Source organism: Acinetobacter halobius, from assembly GCF_044130335.1.
GTDB lineage: Bacteria > Pseudomonadota > Gammaproteobacteria > Pseudomonadales > Moraxellaceae > Acinetobacter.
Genome location: NZ_JBIQOD010000003.1, coordinates 216,851 through 232,735 on the forward strand (window position 1 = coordinate 216,851; position 15,885 = coordinate 232,735).

Annotated in this window: 14 protein-coding genes; 12 read left to right on the forward strand and 2 right to left on the reverse strand. The window is 39.8% G+C overall.

Annotation, left to right across the window (positions count from 1 at the left end; translation table 11 throughout):
• Positions 1–47: 47 nt before the first annotated feature.
• On the reverse strand, positions 48–1,928 hold the full coding sequence (gene mnmG, locus ACE01U_RS04830) for a tRNA uridine-5-carboxymethylaminomethyl(34) synthesis enzyme MnmG (RefSeq protein ID WP_086207745.1): 1,881 nt from the start codon (positions 1,926–1,928) through the stop codon (positions 48–50).
• A gap of 254 nt (positions 1,929–2,182) precedes the next feature.
• Between mnmG and ACE01U_RS04835 the strand changes: the two genes are divergently transcribed.
• From ACE01U_RS04835 to purD, 8 genes are all read left to right on the forward strand, one after another.
• Positions 2,183–2,533: a hypothetical protein gene (locus ACE01U_RS04835; protein WP_395578832.1), complete on the forward strand. Its 351-nt coding sequence runs from the start codon at positions 2,183–2,185 to the stop codon at positions 2,531–2,533.
• A gap of 138 nt (positions 2,534–2,671) precedes the next feature.
• Positions 2,672–3,550 (forward strand): bile acid:sodium symporter family protein, encoded by an 879-nt coding sequence (locus ACE01U_RS04840; protein ID WP_395578833.1) that lies wholly within the window; start codon positions 2,672–2,674, stop codon positions 3,548–3,550.
• A gap of 53 nt (positions 3,551–3,603) precedes the next feature.
• Positions 3,604–4,491 (forward strand): bile acid:sodium symporter family protein, encoded by an 888-nt coding sequence (locus tag ACE01U_RS04845; RefSeq protein ID WP_395578834.1) that lies wholly within the window; start codon positions 3,604–3,606, stop codon positions 4,489–4,491.
• A 109-nt stretch (positions 4,492–4,600) separates the two neighbouring features.
• On the forward strand, positions 4,601–5,503 hold the full coding sequence (prmA, locus tag ACE01U_RS04850; protein WP_395578835.1) for a 50S ribosomal protein L11 methyltransferase: 903 nt from the start codon (positions 4,601–4,603) through the stop codon (positions 5,501–5,503).
• 18 nt (positions 5,504–5,521) lie between these two features.
• The gene (locus ACE01U_RS04855; RefSeq protein WP_086207750.1) at positions 5,522–6,421 is read left to right on the forward strand and encodes an MJ0042-type zinc finger domain-containing protein; all 900 of its coding nucleotides are present in this window, start codon (positions 5,522–5,524) and stop codon (positions 6,419–6,421) included.
• 381 nt (positions 6,422–6,802) lie between these two features.
• Complete coding sequence (gene fis / locus ACE01U_RS04860; protein ID WP_001086304.1) at positions 6,803–7,072, forward strand: DNA-binding transcriptional regulator Fis; 270 nt, start codon at positions 6,803–6,805, stop codon at positions 7,070–7,072.
• A gap of 92 nt (positions 7,073–7,164) precedes the next feature.
• Positions 7,165–8,739 (forward strand): bifunctional phosphoribosylaminoimidazolecarboxamide formyltransferase/IMP cyclohydrolase, encoded by a 1,575-nt coding sequence (gene purH / locus ACE01U_RS04865; RefSeq protein ID WP_395578836.1) that lies wholly within the window; start codon positions 7,165–7,167, stop codon positions 8,737–8,739.
• A 149-nt stretch (positions 8,740–8,888) separates the two neighbouring features.
• Positions 8,889–10,172 carry a phosphoribosylamine--glycine ligase gene (gene purD / locus ACE01U_RS04870; RefSeq protein WP_291373945.1) on the forward strand — a complete coding sequence of 428 codons (1,284 nt, stop codon included), beginning with the start codon at positions 8,889–8,891 and terminating at the stop codon, positions 10,170–10,172.
• Between the two features lie 50 nt (positions 10,173–10,222).
• Here purD and ACE01U_RS04875 read toward each other — a convergent pair whose 3' ends face one another.
• On the reverse strand, positions 10,223–11,311 hold the full coding sequence (locus ACE01U_RS04875; protein WP_291373946.1) for an AraC family transcriptional regulator: 1,089 nt from the start codon (positions 11,309–11,311) through the stop codon (positions 10,223–10,225).
• 201 nt (positions 11,312–11,512) lie between these two features.
• Here ACE01U_RS04875 and ACE01U_RS04880 point away from each other — a divergent pair, with 201 nt between their 5' ends.
• The 4 genes from ACE01U_RS04880 (at position 11,513) to ACE01U_RS04895 (ending at position 15,744) form a co-directional block, all read left to right on the forward strand.
• Positions 11,513–12,403 (forward strand): 3-hydroxyacyl-CoA dehydrogenase, encoded by an 891-nt coding sequence (locus tag ACE01U_RS04880; RefSeq protein ID WP_395578837.1) that lies wholly within the window; start codon positions 11,513–11,515, stop codon positions 12,401–12,403.
• A 674-nt stretch (positions 12,404–13,077) separates the two neighbouring features.
• Complete coding sequence (locus tag ACE01U_RS04885) at positions 13,078–13,953, forward strand: MetQ/NlpA family ABC transporter substrate-binding protein (RefSeq protein WP_395578838.1); 876 nt, start codon at positions 13,078–13,080, stop codon at positions 13,951–13,953.
• A 73-nt stretch (positions 13,954–14,026) separates the two neighbouring features.
• Positions 14,027–15,052: a methionine ABC transporter ATP-binding protein gene (locus tag ACE01U_RS04890; protein ID WP_395578839.1), complete on the forward strand. Its 1,026-nt coding sequence runs from the start codon at positions 14,027–14,029 to the stop codon at positions 15,050–15,052.
• The gene (locus ACE01U_RS04895) at positions 15,049–15,744 is read left to right on the forward strand and encodes a methionine ABC transporter permease (protein ID WP_086207757.1); all 696 of its coding nucleotides are present in this window, start codon (positions 15,049–15,051) and stop codon (positions 15,742–15,744) included. The genes ACE01U_RS04890 and ACE01U_RS04895 overlap by 4 nt, the downstream gene beginning before the upstream one ends.
• Positions 15,745–15,885: the final 141 nt, after the last annotated feature.

Here is a 15,885-nt window from a genome sequence, read left to right on the forward strand (position 1 = left end):
CCAAAAAAAGCCCGCATAAAGCGGACTTTTTCAATAACTTTCAAAGATTAAGCAGATTTTTTCGCTTGTGCATTTTTACGGATCGTAATCATGATCAATTGCACTGCTGCAGGTGTTACCCCTGGAATACGATTTGCTTGAGCTAATGTTTCAGGACGTACATCTTTCAATTTTAAAGTAATTTCACGGGATAAGCCTGAAACGACATCATAATTAAAATCGGCAGGAATTTTAGTTTCTTCCAAACGCTTCATTTGTGCAACGTCTTCATGCTGACGGTTAATATAACCTGCGTATTTCACCGCGATTTCAATTTGATCGCCCACTTGTGCAGACACTTCTGAACCTGTGAGTTCTGCAATTTGAGCAAATGAAATATTCGGACGTTTTAACAAATCAATCGCAGAGCATTCTTTCGATAAATCCGCACCCGTCATTTCGACAAATTTCTTGCCCATCGGGTTGTTTGGTGCCGCCCAAAGGTGTTGTAAACGGCCTGTTTCCAATTCAACTGCTTCCATTTTTTCACAGTAAGCAGCCCAACGCTCGTCATCTACCAAGCCCATTTCACGACCCACTGGCGTTAAACGTTGATCCGCATTGTCTTCACGTAGCATCAAACGATATTCGGCACGTGAAGTAAACATACGGTATGGTTCTTTCGTGCCTAGCGTAATCAAGTCATCCACCAACACACCCATATAGGCTTCATCACGTTTTGGTGTCCACTGCTCTTGATCCCACGCACGACGTGCAGCATTTAAGCCTGCAAGCAAGCCTTGCGCACCCGCTTCTTCATAACCCGTTGTACCATTAATCTGACCCGCAAAGTACAAGTTATTGATGGCTTTGGTTTCTAAAGTAAACTTTAACGCTTGTGGGTTGAAGTAATCGTACTCGATGGCATAGCCCGGACGTAAAATGTGCGCATTTTCCATCCCGCGAATTGAACGAACCAACTCAAACTGCACATCAAATGGCAGTGAAGTTGAAATACCATTTGGATAAAGCTCATGTGTATCTAGGCCTTCAGGCTCTAAGAATACTTGGTGTGAGTCTTTATCAGCAAAGCGGTGAATTTTGTCTTCAATAGATGGACAGTAACGCGGACCCACGCCTTCAATAACACCAGTATACATCGGTGAACGATCTAAACCGCCACGGATGATGTCATGGGTTTTTTCATTGGTGTGTGTGATATAGCAGTTGACTTGTTCAGGGTGCATAGATGCATCACCCATGAAAGACATGGTCGGTGATGGGAAATCACCTGGCTGCGGAATCATCACAGAAAAATCAACTGAACGCGCATCAATACGTGGTGGCGTACCTGTCTTTAAACGTCCCACTGGCAAATTCAATTCACGTAAACGGTGAGCCAATGAAATTGAAGGTGGATCGCCTGCACGGCCACCGCTTGATTTTTCAAGCCCTACGTGAATTACCCCCCCCAAGAAGGTTCCTGCTGTGAGTACCACTGTTTTCGCATCAAAGCGAATCCCCATTTGGGTCACAACACCTTTTACGGTATCACCATCAACAATTAGGTCATCTGCCGCTTGTTGGAAAATATCGAGATTAGCTTGGTTTTCTAAGGTGTCACGAATTGCAGCTTTATAACGAATACGGTCTGCCTGTGCACGCGTTGCACGAACGGCTGCACCTTTACGTGAGTTTAGGATACGGAACTGAATCCCCCCTTTGTCGGCAGCCAATGCCATTGCACCGCCCAAGGCATCAATCTCTCGTACTAAATGCGATTTGCCAATACCACCAATCGCTGGATTACAGCTCATCTGCCCTAAAGTCTCAATATTGTGAGTTAAGAGTAAAGTCTGTCGCCCCATACGTGCCGCAGCCAATGCTGCTTCTGTACCTGCGTGACCGCCGCCGATAACAATGACATCGTAAACTTTAGGATAATGCATAGTGGTAAGGAGATTAAAAAAATGATAACGAAAGATTATAGCAAATTTTCAATTGTAAGTTGACTGCTTCCGTAGAATTTATTGTATATGCCATCAACGTATTAGACCGTTCAAAGCTAATTTTATGTAAGTTGACTTGCAGTACAATAGCAAAAAATCAACAAATGAATCGTTTTGTTACCTGAAAAGCCTTGTATTAATTTGATCATTTTTTATTCTATAAATTGATCATACAACAACCAAAGGTAAACATTATGAATAAGAAGATTCTTTTTTCATCCATTCTCTGCGGTTTATTCTTTTCACCTTTCGTATCTGCCAATGACAAGGTCGAAAAAGTTTATGATAGCCAACGCTATCAACAAGTATGTAAAGGTAAATCTCAAGGAACAGCCGTCAGTTTTGCTTACCGTGGCATTATTTGGAATGGTACTTGTGAACCTCAATTTTTCCCGAGCTCAAAAAACGCCAACATTCATGGTGATGAGGCTGAATTAACCAGCATCTGCCACGGTGATCCTAAAGCAATATCCATTAATATTGAAGGTAAAGAAATTAAAGGTAAATGTGCACTCGGATTTAGCGCACCAAAACCTAAAATGTAGATTAAGCCACTAAAATCAAGTTGTTTCACTAGGGTAAAAAATCGTCTTTTTTACCCTTTTTTTGCGTCTTGTAAATTATTGGATTCGGTATACACTCAAGCAAAGATGAAAAATAAAAACCAATAAAAAAGGGATTCCATGGATTCGGAATTATTTACTGTTTTTTTGCCTTTGACCTTGGCATTGATGATGATGGGATTGGGTTTACACCTACGACCCGTCGATTTTTATCGCCTCGCACAATACCCCAAAGTGATTTTTATTGCCTTATTTTCACAGTTAGTGCTACTGGTGGGCATTGCATTTCTCATTTGTAATTTTTTAAATTTATCTCCTATTTTTTCTATTGGCTTAATGCTTGTTGCAGCGTCACCCGGTGGACCAACATCAACTATCATGACCTATTTATTTAAAGGTGATATTGCACTCAATATCACCTTAACTGCGGCTAACTCAGTCATCGCGACATTTACCCTGCCGTTTATTCTTAATCTCTCCATGATATATTTTTTGCAAACAGCTCAACCCATTGATATACCTGCAACAAAAATCGCAAAAGTCTTTTTCCTGACTTTAGTTCCAGTCAGTACTGGGATGTGTTTACGTTATTTTCTTCCAAAATTTGCCATACGACTACACCACCCTATGCGAATATTATCGCTTAGCTGCTTATTTTTTATTTTTTTCATTGCTTTATATCTAGAACGACACAATCTGATTCAATATATTTTTGAAGTTGGACCAGCAATTGCGTTATTTTGTTTCAGTAGCATGTTCATTGGTTTTTTTATACCTCACATTGCCGATATTACAGAAAAACAAGCATTAACCTGCTCATTTGAGATCACCATTCATAATACAGCGCTTGCGATTACTGTTGCACTGTCAGTATTGGGTAATACAGCCATGGCAATTCCTGCGGGAATTTATTCTATTTTCATGTTCGTTTTTGCCACCCTCTTTGGCTTATTGGTATCACAAAAAAAGACCGTTTATTTTTCAAAAGGCAAAACTTAATAGACTAATTTCACAGCCGTTATTAATAATGATTTTAAGGAGAAAATAAGCGAATGGATTCTAGTATTATTACCATTTTTTTACCTATTGCTCTTGCTATTGTTATGGCAGGTTTAGGTTTAGAGTTAACCCCAAATGACTTTAAGCGAGTTAGCAAACATCCTAAGGCTGTTCTTTTGGCATTGTTCTGTCAGCTCGTCATTTTGACCAGTATCGCGTTTGTCATTTGTAAAGTTTTGACATTACCACCATTACTCGCAGTTGGACTCATGCTACTCGCAGCTTCTCCAGGTGGACCAACAGCAAACTTATTTAGCTATTTATATAAAGGAGACATTGCTCTCAATATCACCCTCACCGCAGTTAACTCAATTATTGCTGCATTCACCTTACCTTTAATTGTCAACTTTGCAATTCAACATTTTATGAATGATGGTCAACATGTGGGCTTACAGTTCTCTAAAGTCATACAAGTCTTTCTTATCATTATTATCCCCGTATGCTTAGGGATGCTAGTTCGGTATTTCAGACCTGAACTCGCCGATAAACTGAATAAACCCGTTCGGATATTTGCTGTGGTATTTTTAATCATCATCATTATTGGCGCGGTGGCTAAAGAGCGAAGCAATATCATGCAATATATTGGTGATGTAGGCGCAGCTACTGTTCTGTTCTGCATCTGTAGTTTAGTTATCGGTTATTTTGTTCCTCGTCTTTTTGGTATCAGTAGTACTCAAGCACGTGCTTGTGCCTTTGAAATTGGTATTCATAACAGTACTCTTGCCATGACGATTGCACTGACGGTAATGGCGAGTACGACCATTGCAATGCCCGCAGCTGTTTATTCTATATTTATGTATATCTTTGCTGCTATCTTTGGAACATTGCTCAACCGTTATGCTCCTTCCGTTCAACCCAGTATAGAACAAGCCCCAAATTAATGTTGTGCATAAGGATGCTTCGGCATCCTTTTTTATTTTGAGGAATGCTGTCGAACTGCGCACCGTTCCGCTACAATATTTATTTATACATAAATATTAGGTTATTCCTGTGAAGTGGTTACAAATTCATATTACGGTTGATCAAGCGCAAGTCGATTTTACTGAAACCCTTTTAGAATCGTTGGGTGCAGTCAGTGTCACATTAGATGATGCAGAAAACCAAGACTTACTTGAACCACTTCCTGGTGAAACACCACTTTGGAATAAAGTTATTGTAACGGGTATATATGCGCAAGAAGACGACGAAGAAATTGATGTAAACGCATTAGAAACTTTTATTCGTACTCAAATGCCTGATGCACCGATGCGTAGCGAATTTCTTGAAGATCAAGAATGGGAACGCACATGGATGGATGCCTATGAACCAATTCAAATTGCTGACAAGTACTGGATCGTTCCTGAATGGATGGATGCACCAGTGCCTGATGCGGTCAACATTAAACTCGATCCAGGTTTAGCGTTTGGTACAGGTAACCATGCCTCTACATTCCTTTGCCTTCAATGGCTAGGTAAAACCGATGTTAAAGACAAAATCGTGATCGACTACGGCTGTGGTTCAGGTATTTTGGGTGTTGCCGCTTTATTGTTAGGTGCAAAGAAAGTCTACGCAACCGATATTGATCCGCAAGCTGTTTTAGCTACGGAACAAAATGCACTATTGAATGGTGTTTCTGAAAACCTATATGTCGGCTTACCAGATGAGTTCAATTTAGAGCTAGCTGACCAAAAAGCAGATGTTTTTGTTGCCAACATTTTAGCAGGGCCTCTCATGATGTTAGCGCCACAGTTCGCAACTTTAATTAAATCTGAGGGAGAGTTCGCACTTGCAGGTGTAATTGAAGAGCAAGTTTCTGATGTTTCTAGTGTTTATTCTGAATTTTTTGATATATTAGAGGTCGAAAAACGCGATGAAAACTGGTGCCGAATTTCGGGTAAACGCCACACCCTTTAAACGAACCACTAAAACACTATGAGCGACAAACAAACATCTTGCCCAAAATGCTTAACTATCTATAAAGTAAGTGTTGCACAACTGACCGTTGCACAAGGTATGGTTTGTTGCCCAAAGTGCTCAATGACCTTTAATGCCCTTTCACATTTGACGACGGGTCATGCGGTTAATGAGAATGAGGAAAAAGCGTCGAATTTGAATAACTATTTAGAGCCTTCAAATCCAGCGCTTTCATCCACTCATATCGACAGTATCCATTTTGATCTATCACAATCTGCTGCTCTTTCGATGACCACAGCGAACTTGCTCGATATTTTCAATTTGAAAATTGAACATTCCAACATTGATCTCAAAACCTATTTAAATAATTTAAATTACTTTAGTACCGATCCAATTGGTAACTATCCTGCGATGAACTTAGCTGAGCATAGTCCAGCTAAACCGCCAAAACGTCCCATGTATTATGTGCTTTGGGGAATGATCAATTTTGGTTTATTGGCACTATTGTGCTTTCAATATTTATGGTTTAACCCACATATCATTAATAACAGCCCAGCATTGGGTGCAACATATAACAAAGTTTGTCTTGTACTGAATTGTAGTAGCCTTCAGGAACGCTACAGCCTCATCAGTATTAATAAGTTAAAAGTGAAAAGTACAGGCTCACAGGAAACCCAGTTTTCAGGAGAGCTCATCAACTACCATGAAACGAGCTTACCTTTGCCGATCATCAAAGTGATCTTAAAAGAAGATGGTGAAATAGATTCAACTTATCAATTGCATTCCAATGACTATTTGATCGACAGTCTAGTTGGAATTAAGCGGATTCCTAAAAATAGTCCATTCAAATTCAAATTTAGCCTGCCAGTAAGCCGTAAAAGCTTCAATCATTACAGTTTAGAAATAGTCCAGCCCTAAAATTTAAAAAAAATGTAAAAAAAGTGAAAAAAAATGCAGTTTTCTTGCTCACTTTTTCTTAGACAATGGTATGATACGCGCCACGAAAGCTTAGTGCTGCAATCTCCTCAGTCTTTTAATACAAATAGAACATCAGCTAAAATACGCGTTATCCAAATATCGCGTATCGAGCAGATTTTTTTTGTTTAAAAAAGGTCAGTAACAAATATTTAACTATTGTTACGCTTATATTTCGACCAACTTAGCGATATTGTGGCATGCTAAATGTACAGTTTTAGAACTACTCGTTTTAGGATCTAAAACGAAGTTCATTTTAATTTTAGACCACTTTATATATGTCACTTTACCCAAGTGATATTTAGATTTTTCGGATTAATTCGCATGAATAGCAAATCTCCTATTTTTACTGCACAGTCTGATGTCGCTCTTCGTATTCACGTAGATCGCGCAGTTCGCCACTATTTTGCACAATTGCAAGGCGAGCAACCATCTCAGGTCTACGACATGGTGCTAGCAGAAATGGAGAAACCTCTTCTATCTGTAGTTTTAGAATATACCCGCGGTAACCAAACACGTGCTGCGGAGATTCTAGGTCTTAACCGTGGCACTTTGCGTAAAAAGTTGAAAGCTCACGGTTTAATGAGTGAATAAATGATAAAATGCTTGCGGCTTCCGCGGGCATTTTTTTTTACCTGCTATTTTTGGCTTTTTTGTTTTAATTCTTGATAACTGTGACGAAGATCATGACCATTAAACGCGCTTTAATCTCTGTTTCCGATAAAACTGGCATTGTTGAGTTCGCTCAAAACCTTGTAGCTCTTGGGGTAGAAATTTTATCTACTGGCGGTACATATAAGTTGTTAAAAGACAACAATATCGCTGTAGTCGAAGTTTCAGAGCATACGGGTTTCCCAGAAATGATGGATGGTCGTGTAAAAACGCTACACCCGAAAATTCATGGTGGTATCTTAGCTCGTCGCGGTCTAGACGAAGCTGTGATGGCTGAACACAACATTGATGCGATTGATCTTGTGGTTGTGAACCTTTATCCATTTGCTGCAACTGTAGCTAAACCAAATTGCTCACTTGCAGATGCGATTGAAAATATCGACATTGGTGGCCCAACTATGGTTCGCGCTGCAGCAAAAAACCATGCGTCTGTGGGGATTGTAGTTAATGCTACAGACTACGACACTGTTGTTGCTGAGCTAAAAGCAAATGGTGCTTTGTCTTATGAAACTCGTTTTGATTTAGCCGTTAAGGCATTTGAGCATACAGCACAATATGACGGCATGATTGCTTCTTACCTAGGCGCTCGTGTAGGCAAGGAAGAAGGTCAAGCAGACAAGTTTGCACGTACTTTTAATACACAGTTAAATAAAGCTCAAGACTTACGTTATGGTGAAAACCCGCATCAGTCAGCAGCATTCTATGTAGAAAGCACAGCAACTGAAGCTTCTGTTTCAACAGCGAAACAACTGCAAGGTAAAGAACTTTCTTATAACAACATTGCAGATACAGATGCCGCACTTGAATGTGTGAAATCATTTGCAAAACCTGCTTGTGTTATTGTTAAACACGCAAACCCTTGTGGCGTTGCGGTGTCTTTAGATGGTATTCAAGCAGCATACGACTTGGCTTATGCAACTGACCCTGAATCAGCTTTTGGTGGCATCATTGCATTCAACCGTGAATTAGACGTTGCAACTGCACAAGCCATTGTAGATCGTCAGTTTGTTGAAGTGATCATTGCACCGAGCATCGCTGAAGGCGTGCTTGAAGTCACTGGTGCAAAGAAAAATGTTCGTGTACTCGTTTGTGGTGAATTACCAGCAATTGACGCACGCCAAGCTCAACTTGACTATAAACGCATCAATGGCGGCTTATTGGTTCAAGACCAAGACTTAGGTATGATCACCAAAGATGACCTAAAAGTTGTGACCAAACGCGCACCAACTGAAGCTGAAATTGATGATTTGATCTTCGCTTGGAAAGTTGCGAAATACGTGAAATCAAATGCCATTGTTTATGCTAAAGGTCGTCAAACCATTGGTGTAGGCGCAGGTCAAATGAGCCGTGTTAACTCAGCGCGTATTGCTGCGATTAAAGCGGAACATGCCGGTTTAGTGGTTGAAGGTGCGGTTATGGCATCGGATGCATTCTTCCCGTTCCGTGATGGTATTGATAATGCAGCGAAAGCAGGCATTAAATGTATTATCCAACCAGGCGGTTCTATGCGTGACGAAGAAACCATTGCTGCTGCGGATGAAGCAGGCATTGCGATGGTCTTTACTGGTATGCGTCACTTCCGTCATTAATTGATTAGAAGTCATATTTATTAATCCCCCTAAATCCCCCTTTGTAAAAAGGGGGACTTTTCACGTAAGAAACCTTGGTTTTCATGCGTGATCCCTTCCCTTTTTTAAAGGGAGGTCGGGAGGGATTCTTTTCTTTGAGGGATTTTTAGATGAACATTTTAGTTTTGGGTAATGGCGGTCGTGAACATGCATTGGCATGGAAAATCGCACAAGATGAGAAAGTTGCAAAAGTATTTGTAGCTCCAGGTAATGCAGGTACAGCGACAGAAAATAAATGTGAAAATGTTGCGCTTAACATTTTAGACAACCCTGCAATTATCGACTTTGCAAAAAATAATGCGGTAGATTTGATTATTGTTGGCCCAGAAGCACCTCTTGTAAATGGTGTAGTGGATGCCTGCCGCGCGGCAGAGCTTAAAATTTGGGGACCAACTCAATTTGCTGCTCAGTTAGAAGGCTCGAAAGCTTTTGCTAAGCACTTCTTAAAGCGCCACAACATTCCTACAGCATTCTATGATGTATTTACTGAAGTCGATGCAGCGAAAGCTTTTGTTGAAAAAAATGGTGCGCCTATCGTAATCAAGGCAGATGGTCTTGCTGCGGGTAAAGGCGTGATTGTAGCCATGACCAATCAAGAAGCTTTTGATGCAATTGATGACATGTTGGCAGGCAACAAATTTGGTGATGCAGGTTCACGTGTCGTAATCGAGCAATTCCTTGCAGGTGAAGAAGCCTCTTTCATTTGTATGATTGATGGCGACAACATTTTACCAATGGCAACGTCGCAAGATCATAAACGCATTTTTGAAGGTGACCAAGGTCCAAACACAGGCGGTATGGGAGCTTACTCTCCTGCTCCTGTGGTGACTGCCGATGTCTTTGACAAAGTCATGAAGGAAGTGATGCGTCCGACAGTTGATGGTATGAAAGCCGATGGTCATGTCTATACAGGCTTCTTATACGCAGGCTTGATGATTGATGATGCGGGTCAACCACGTGTGATCGAATTCAACTGCCGTTTTGGTGACCCTGAAACTCAACCGATTATGATGCGTTTACAATCATCTTTGGTTGAATTAGTAGAAGCAGGTATTGCAGGAAAGCTTCCAGAAGAAGCACAGTGGGATGACCGTAAAACGGTCGGTATCGTACTGGCATCTAAAGGCTACCCTGAAACATCAAGCAATGATGATGTGATTTCAGGTTTAGATACACAAATGACCGATGCTAAAGTGTTCCATGCTGGCACGAAGGCCAATGAAAATGGCGAGATCGTGACTGCTGGTGGTCGTGTACTCTGCGTAACTGCACTAGGGAATACAATCGGTGAAGCACAAGCCAAAGCTTTAGAACTTTGCCAAAAAGTAACTTTTGAGGGTGTTCAATATCGTAAAGATATTGGTTACCGCGCGATTGCTCGTGAAAATGCTTAATTTCAACTGAGTCAGTTAAGTTAAAAACCCGCATAATAATGCGGGTTTTTTTATTGATCTTGATTTCTCAGCTTTTTCAACTGGCGCGGTGCCACACCAAACCAATTTTTACAAGCACGACTTAAAGCAGATTGTTCAGAAAAACCCAATACTGAAGCAATTTGGCTCATTGATGCTTTTGAGTCGGCTAAATATTGCAGTAATAATTGCTGTCTAAGTTTATCTCGGATCTGTTCGAAACTTGTGCCCTCTTCATCTAATTTACGTTGTAAGCTTCGCGGGTGCATCGCAAGCATACATGCAATATCCGTTTTATTGGCTTTAGGTCCAGACAAATGAATACGTATCGCATGTTGTACGCGATCACTCAATGAACCCTGATGACTGCGAAAGCTCCGCTCAAGATAACTATCCACAATTTCACGTAGACCATGATCAATACTAGCCAAAGTAATATTCAACATATCTTTATGTAAAAATAAGGCTGCATGTTGTTGGTTTTCAAGCACATCTGTATGAAAAAAACGCTTATACGTACTTAAAGGCGCGATTGGACTATGTGGTAATGTCACCTTCAGTGGCTGATATTGTTCACCACTTAAATAGCGCATAACACGATGACATACGGCAAGCCCAAGATCCATAGACTGGCGTTTACTCAAAATAGGAGTCGAATCATTTAGCTGTATATCAAAAACGATTGCAACAATATCCGCATGTGGCTCAAATAAATCGGCGGCAATGGCTTCATTAATATATAGCCGCAATGCCGAACCATGAAGAAACAATAAATCTGAACTGTACTTAATCACTTCTCGCAGTGTAGAAGCACTCTGTAAAATTAGCCCGAGCACACCTAAAATACCAATGTCTTGATACTGGGAAATACGTAAGCCGAAATCAGGACAATGGGTCTGCTGTGCACTATCCTCTAAAAGCTGAATCATTGCAGTGTGTGATATCCACGCATTATCATCTTGTAATTGCCCAAGTTGAATACCATATTTTTCCAATAACGGTATTGGGTCTATTCCCAATTGTTGCATAAGATCCAAGTATCCCCGTAAACCGGAACTATGCACCATGTCATCATGGATATTTTTATGGCGTAAAACCGCGAGCGAATCTTCCTGATTCATTCCAACAATTCCTGTCTCAACAAGTCAAAAAATAGACTCATTCTGTCAAGTTAACATATAAATGTCTCGGCAGAATAGCTCCAATGAACATTTTATTGCTTCATTGATACTGTATATCAAGCAAATAAAATGTTGTCCTAAAAATGTAGCTCATGGATATGAAAACTACATTCATCATTAAAGACAAAAAAGGAAAATAGAATGAATTTTAAAAATGTCACTGTTGCAGGTAGTGGTGTACTCGGCTATCAAATTGCATTTCAAACCGCATTTCACGGCTTTAAAGTCAGCGTTTATGACATCAATGATGAAGTGCTTGGCAAAGCCAAAGCCAAATTTTTTGAATTATGTGAATGCTATAAACGTGATCTCAATGCAACCCAATATCAACTCGACAATACATTTAACAATCTTAGTTATCATTCGAACCTTGCCGAAGCAGTCAAAGATGCAGACCTTGTGATTGAAGCTGTACCAGAGGATCCAGCTATTAAACGGGATTTTTATGAAAAATTAAGCCAAGTTGCACCTGAAAAAACTATTTTTGCAACCAACACGTCGACGTTATTGCCAAGCGAATTTGCTGAAGTGACTGGACGCCCAGAAAAGTTTTTAGCCTTGCATTTTGCTAATATGATTTGGGTGAATAACATGGCTGAAATTATGGGACATGCATCTACAGATCGTAGCGTCTTCAACCAGTTAGTTGAATTCTCCAAAGCGATTGGAATGTTACCACTGCCAATTTACAAAGAACAACCTGGCCATCTCCTCAACTCAATGCTGGTTCCGTTTTTAATTTCGGCACTAGATCTTTGGATCAATGAAGTGTCTGATCCACAAACCGTAGATAAAGCATGGATGAAGTCATTTGGTTCACCCAAAGGTCCGTTTGCAATCTTAGACATTATTGGCATTAACACAGTATATAACGTTGCAAAATTGCATGCCGATACCAACCCACTGATGGCACGTCTCATGAATCGACTGCAAACAGAATTTATTGAGCCTGGTCACCTCGGTATGCCAACAGGACAGGGTTTTTATAGTTATCCGAATCCAAATTATGAATCTAAAACCTTTTTACAGTAATTTGAGTTTTTAGCCTTAGCCGCCTATGGCTATTCTAGGATAGTCGTAGGCAATACCAACGAATATGCTCGATTCTCCTGTCTTCACTACTATCTAAGAATAAACAGCGATAGGCTCAGTTTTTGCATTGACTCAAATACTCAAACAAACCTAATCATAAGCATTGAACTGCTTACATCTTTATAATTTCATCTGATTCAGCCTTTCAATCGCAGAAATATCCGTATTTTCGTCCGAGACTTTATTCAGCTTATATCTATTTTTTGTATTTAGTTTAGATAAAATCTTATAAAGAACAAAATTTAAACAAACCATTATTTTTTAATAGTTTAATTAAAAATAATATATTGTTTTCACTATAAAAATATAAAGTACCGCGCCATTGCTAATCTTAAAATCAGATAAGTATTAAATTTTTATGCTCTATATCGAATATTACTTTGTTGATATGATGTGCAAAATTTAACGATTGAGCATATATGTTACTCGTTATTTGAAAAGCATCATTTTTTAAATATGAAGGAAACATATACGACTGATATAGCATTGCAAGCTTGCAAAACACACATTACAGTCTTATGCATCAAATCAGGAATGTCTGATTTAAAATCAATTGATCTCTCTATAGTTCAGGTAAGTGATACCTCATTTGGATGCTTACTCGGGAAGAAAAAATGAAAAAAATTCTAGGAATTGCACTGGGTTTATCTGTTGTTTTAACAGGTTGTAGTAAACCTGAAGCACCTGCAACAGATGCAGCTAAAAAGGATACAGCAACCACTGCTGAGCAAACAGTAACTATCGCATCGACAGGGTCTGATGCGGACATTTGGCGCTATATTGCAACTTTGCCAGAAACCAAAGAAGCAGGTTTAAAATTAGACATTAAAAACTTCACTGACTATGTTGCAATGAACACTGCTGTTGCAAACAATGAAGTCGATGTCAACGCATTCCAATCTTATGCTTATCTGGTTGCCTACAACGAAGCAAACACAGCGAAGATTGCTCCGCTTTCTACCACCTACCTAGAGCCAATGGGTATTTACTCAAGCAAAGTAAAAACACTGGCTGAGTTTAAAACAGGTGCAACGATTGCGATTCCAAATGACGGTGCGAACGAATCACGTGCATTGTTATTATTACAATCTGCGGGTCTCGTGAAGTTAAAAAATGACTTTGACTTTGTGAAAGGTACATCTCAAGACATCGTTGAAAATAAAAAAGCATTGGTGATTAAACCCATTCAAATGGCAACGGCTGTACGTGTGAAAGACGAAGTTGATGCAATTGTCTTGGGGAATACCCTTGCAATGGAAGGTGGTCTAAACGTATTGAAAGATGCGATTTACTATGAACCAATCGACCAAACCACGAAAATGAACGTCAACGTTCTCGCTGTGGCTGAAGCGCGTCAAAACGACCCTGTACTGAAAAAAGTTGGTGAGCTTTACCATGTCGCTGCAGTAGGCAAATATGTTCAAGAGCATTTTGGTGGCACAAAAATTGATGTGAACAAGCCAGTAAGCTACCTTACTCAAGCTAAATAGTAATATAATCAAATCAACGAAACAGGCAAAGTCTCTTTGCCTGTTTTTTCATTTTTGTGTAGTTTTTGACGATATGATTCAATTTAAAAACATTTCAAAGCACTATCAGCTAAAAGGCCAAACCATTCCGGCACTGGACCAAATCAATTTGGACATTCCAGAAGGCAGTATTTTTGGCATTATTGGCTATAGTGGTGCAGGTAAAAGTACCCTCATTCGATTGATCAATTTACTTGAACGCCCAACCCAAGGCCAAGTGATTATCAATCAAAAAGACTTTACTGCATTAGATGCAAAAGCATTACGTCAAGAACGTGCAAATATTGGCATGATTTTCCAGCATTTCAATTTACTGCAAACCAAAACTGTTGCAGCCAATATTGAAATGCCAATGAAACTTTTAGGTTATAGCAAAGCTGAACGTGAAAAACGTTTAAATGAGCTACTTGAGTTTATTGACCTCAAGCATAAAAAAGAAGCTTATCCAGACGAGCTCTCGGGTGGTCAAAAACAACGTGTCGGTATTGCTCGTGCGCTTGCCAACCATCCTAAAATTTTACTTTGTGATGAAGCAACTTCTGCACTAGACCCACAAACCACCAAGTCGGTCTTAGACTTGCTCAAAAAAATCAATCAAGAGCAAGGCATTACCATCGTCATGGTGACACATGAGATGGATGTGATTCAAAGCATCTGCTCACATGTGGCCGTGATGGAACTCGGCAAAGTAGTTGAAACAGGCAAAACGGTAGACTTATTTAGTCGCCCGCAACATGCAACAACACAGAATTTTATCCAAACCATTTTGCATCAACAGTTACCGATTAAACTGCTGAATAATTTGGAACATAAGCACCATCACAGTATTTATCGCTTACAGTTCCTTGGTAACTCTGCACATGAAACCGTAATTCAAAATTTAATTAAACAGTTTGATATTAGTCTCAATATCCTATTTGCCAACATGATTGAAATTGATGGCAATGTGATTGGCCAAATGTTTGTTCAGTTATTAGGGGATGAAACTTTAATTACTGAAGCAGTGGAGTTTTTAAAACAGCATGGTGTGGCTGTTGAGCAATCAGGAGAACTGGCATGAGAGATTTAATTGTCCAGTGGTTAACTCAAATTACCGCGCCGTTTTGGAAAAGTTCACTATCTATTGATCAGTTCATTACCGCTTTGCAAGAAACCTTTCATATGGTGTTTTTTGCAATGCTATTTGGCTGTATTTGGGGCTTTATTCAGGCCATCATTTTATTGGTGACACGCCCAGATGGTATTTTGCCCAACAAAGCGATTTATCACATTCTTAACCCGATTGTGAATGCCCTGCGCTCTCTACCCTTTATTATCTTGCTCATTGCAGTTCTACCTTTAACTAAACTGATCGTAGGCACCTCGATTGGCACGTGGGCGGCAATTGTTCCTCTTACGATCTACGTTGGACCCTATATTGGTCGTTTGGTCGAAACGTCATTGCTTGAAGTGAATGAAGGAATTATCGAATCTGCTCAAGCCATGGGCGCAACGCCACTACAAATCATTTTTAAGTTTATTTTACCTGAAGCACGTAGTTCACTGATTTTGAACTTAACCACAGCCACGATTAGCTTAATTGGCGCAACCGCGATGGCTGGTGCAGTAGGTGCAGGTGGTATTGGTGACCTTGCTATTTCTTATGGTTATCAACGTTTTGATACTAGTGTTGTAATACTCACGGTGATTGTGCTGTTGATCATGGTACAAATTGTACAATCCGTTGGAGATTGGCTGTCTAAACTGCGTTAACAAAATTAAGCTCTCAATATTGAGAGCTTTTTTTCAGATTTAAATTTTATATAATGACAACACAAAGAATTCAAAATTACGACTTTAAAATCATCACCATGAAAACACCCATTTTATTTCTAAGTATAAGTCTTTTGCCGA

What these genes read in the sequence shown, in the direction of transcription:
- ACE01U_RS04855 (WP_086207750.1), top strand. Translation starts at nt 5,522, where the DNA reads ATGAGCGACAAACAAACATCTTGCCCAAAATGCTTAACTATCTATAAA.
- purH (WP_395578836.1), top strand. Translation starts at nt 7,165, where the DNA reads ATGACCATTAAACGCGCTTTAATCTCTGTTTCCGATAAAACTGGCATT.
- ACE01U_RS04840 (WP_395578833.1), top strand. Translation starts at nt 2,672, where the DNA reads ATGGATTCGGAATTATTTACTGTTTTTTTGCCTTTGACCTTGGCATTG.
- ACE01U_RS04835 (WP_395578832.1), top strand. Translation starts at nt 2,183, where the DNA reads ATGAATAAGAAGATTCTTTTTTCATCCATTCTCTGCGGTTTATTCTTT.
- ACE01U_RS04875 (WP_291373946.1), bottom strand. Translation starts at nt 11,311, where the DNA reads ATGAATCAGGAAGATTCGCTCGCGGTTTTACGCCATAAAAATATCCAT.
- mnmG (WP_086207745.1), bottom strand. Translation starts at nt 1,928, where the DNA reads ATGCATTATCCTAAAGTTTACGATGTCATTGTTATCGGCGGCGGTCAC.
- ACE01U_RS04880 (WP_395578837.1), top strand. Translation starts at nt 11,513, where the DNA reads ATGAATTTTAAAAATGTCACTGTTGCAGGTAGTGGTGTACTCGGCTAT.
- ACE01U_RS04885 (WP_395578838.1), top strand. Translation starts at nt 13,078, where the DNA reads ATGAAAAAAATTCTAGGAATTGCACTGGGTTTATCTGTTGTTTTAACA.
- purD (WP_291373945.1), top strand. Translation starts at nt 8,889, where the DNA reads ATGAACATTTTAGTTTTGGGTAATGGCGGTCGTGAACATGCATTGGCA.
- ACE01U_RS04890 (WP_395578839.1), top strand. Translation starts at nt 14,027, where the DNA reads ATGATTCAATTTAAAAACATTTCAAAGCACTATCAGCTAAAAGGCCAA.
- fis (WP_001086304.1), top strand. Translation starts at nt 6,803, where the DNA reads ATGAATAGCAAATCTCCTATTTTTACTGCACAGTCTGATGTCGCTCTT.
- ACE01U_RS04895 (WP_086207757.1), top strand. Translation starts at nt 15,049, where the DNA reads ATGAGAGATTTAATTGTCCAGTGGTTAACTCAAATTACCGCGCCGTTT.
- ACE01U_RS04845 (WP_395578834.1), top strand. Translation starts at nt 3,604, where the DNA reads ATGGATTCTAGTATTATTACCATTTTTTTACCTATTGCTCTTGCTATT.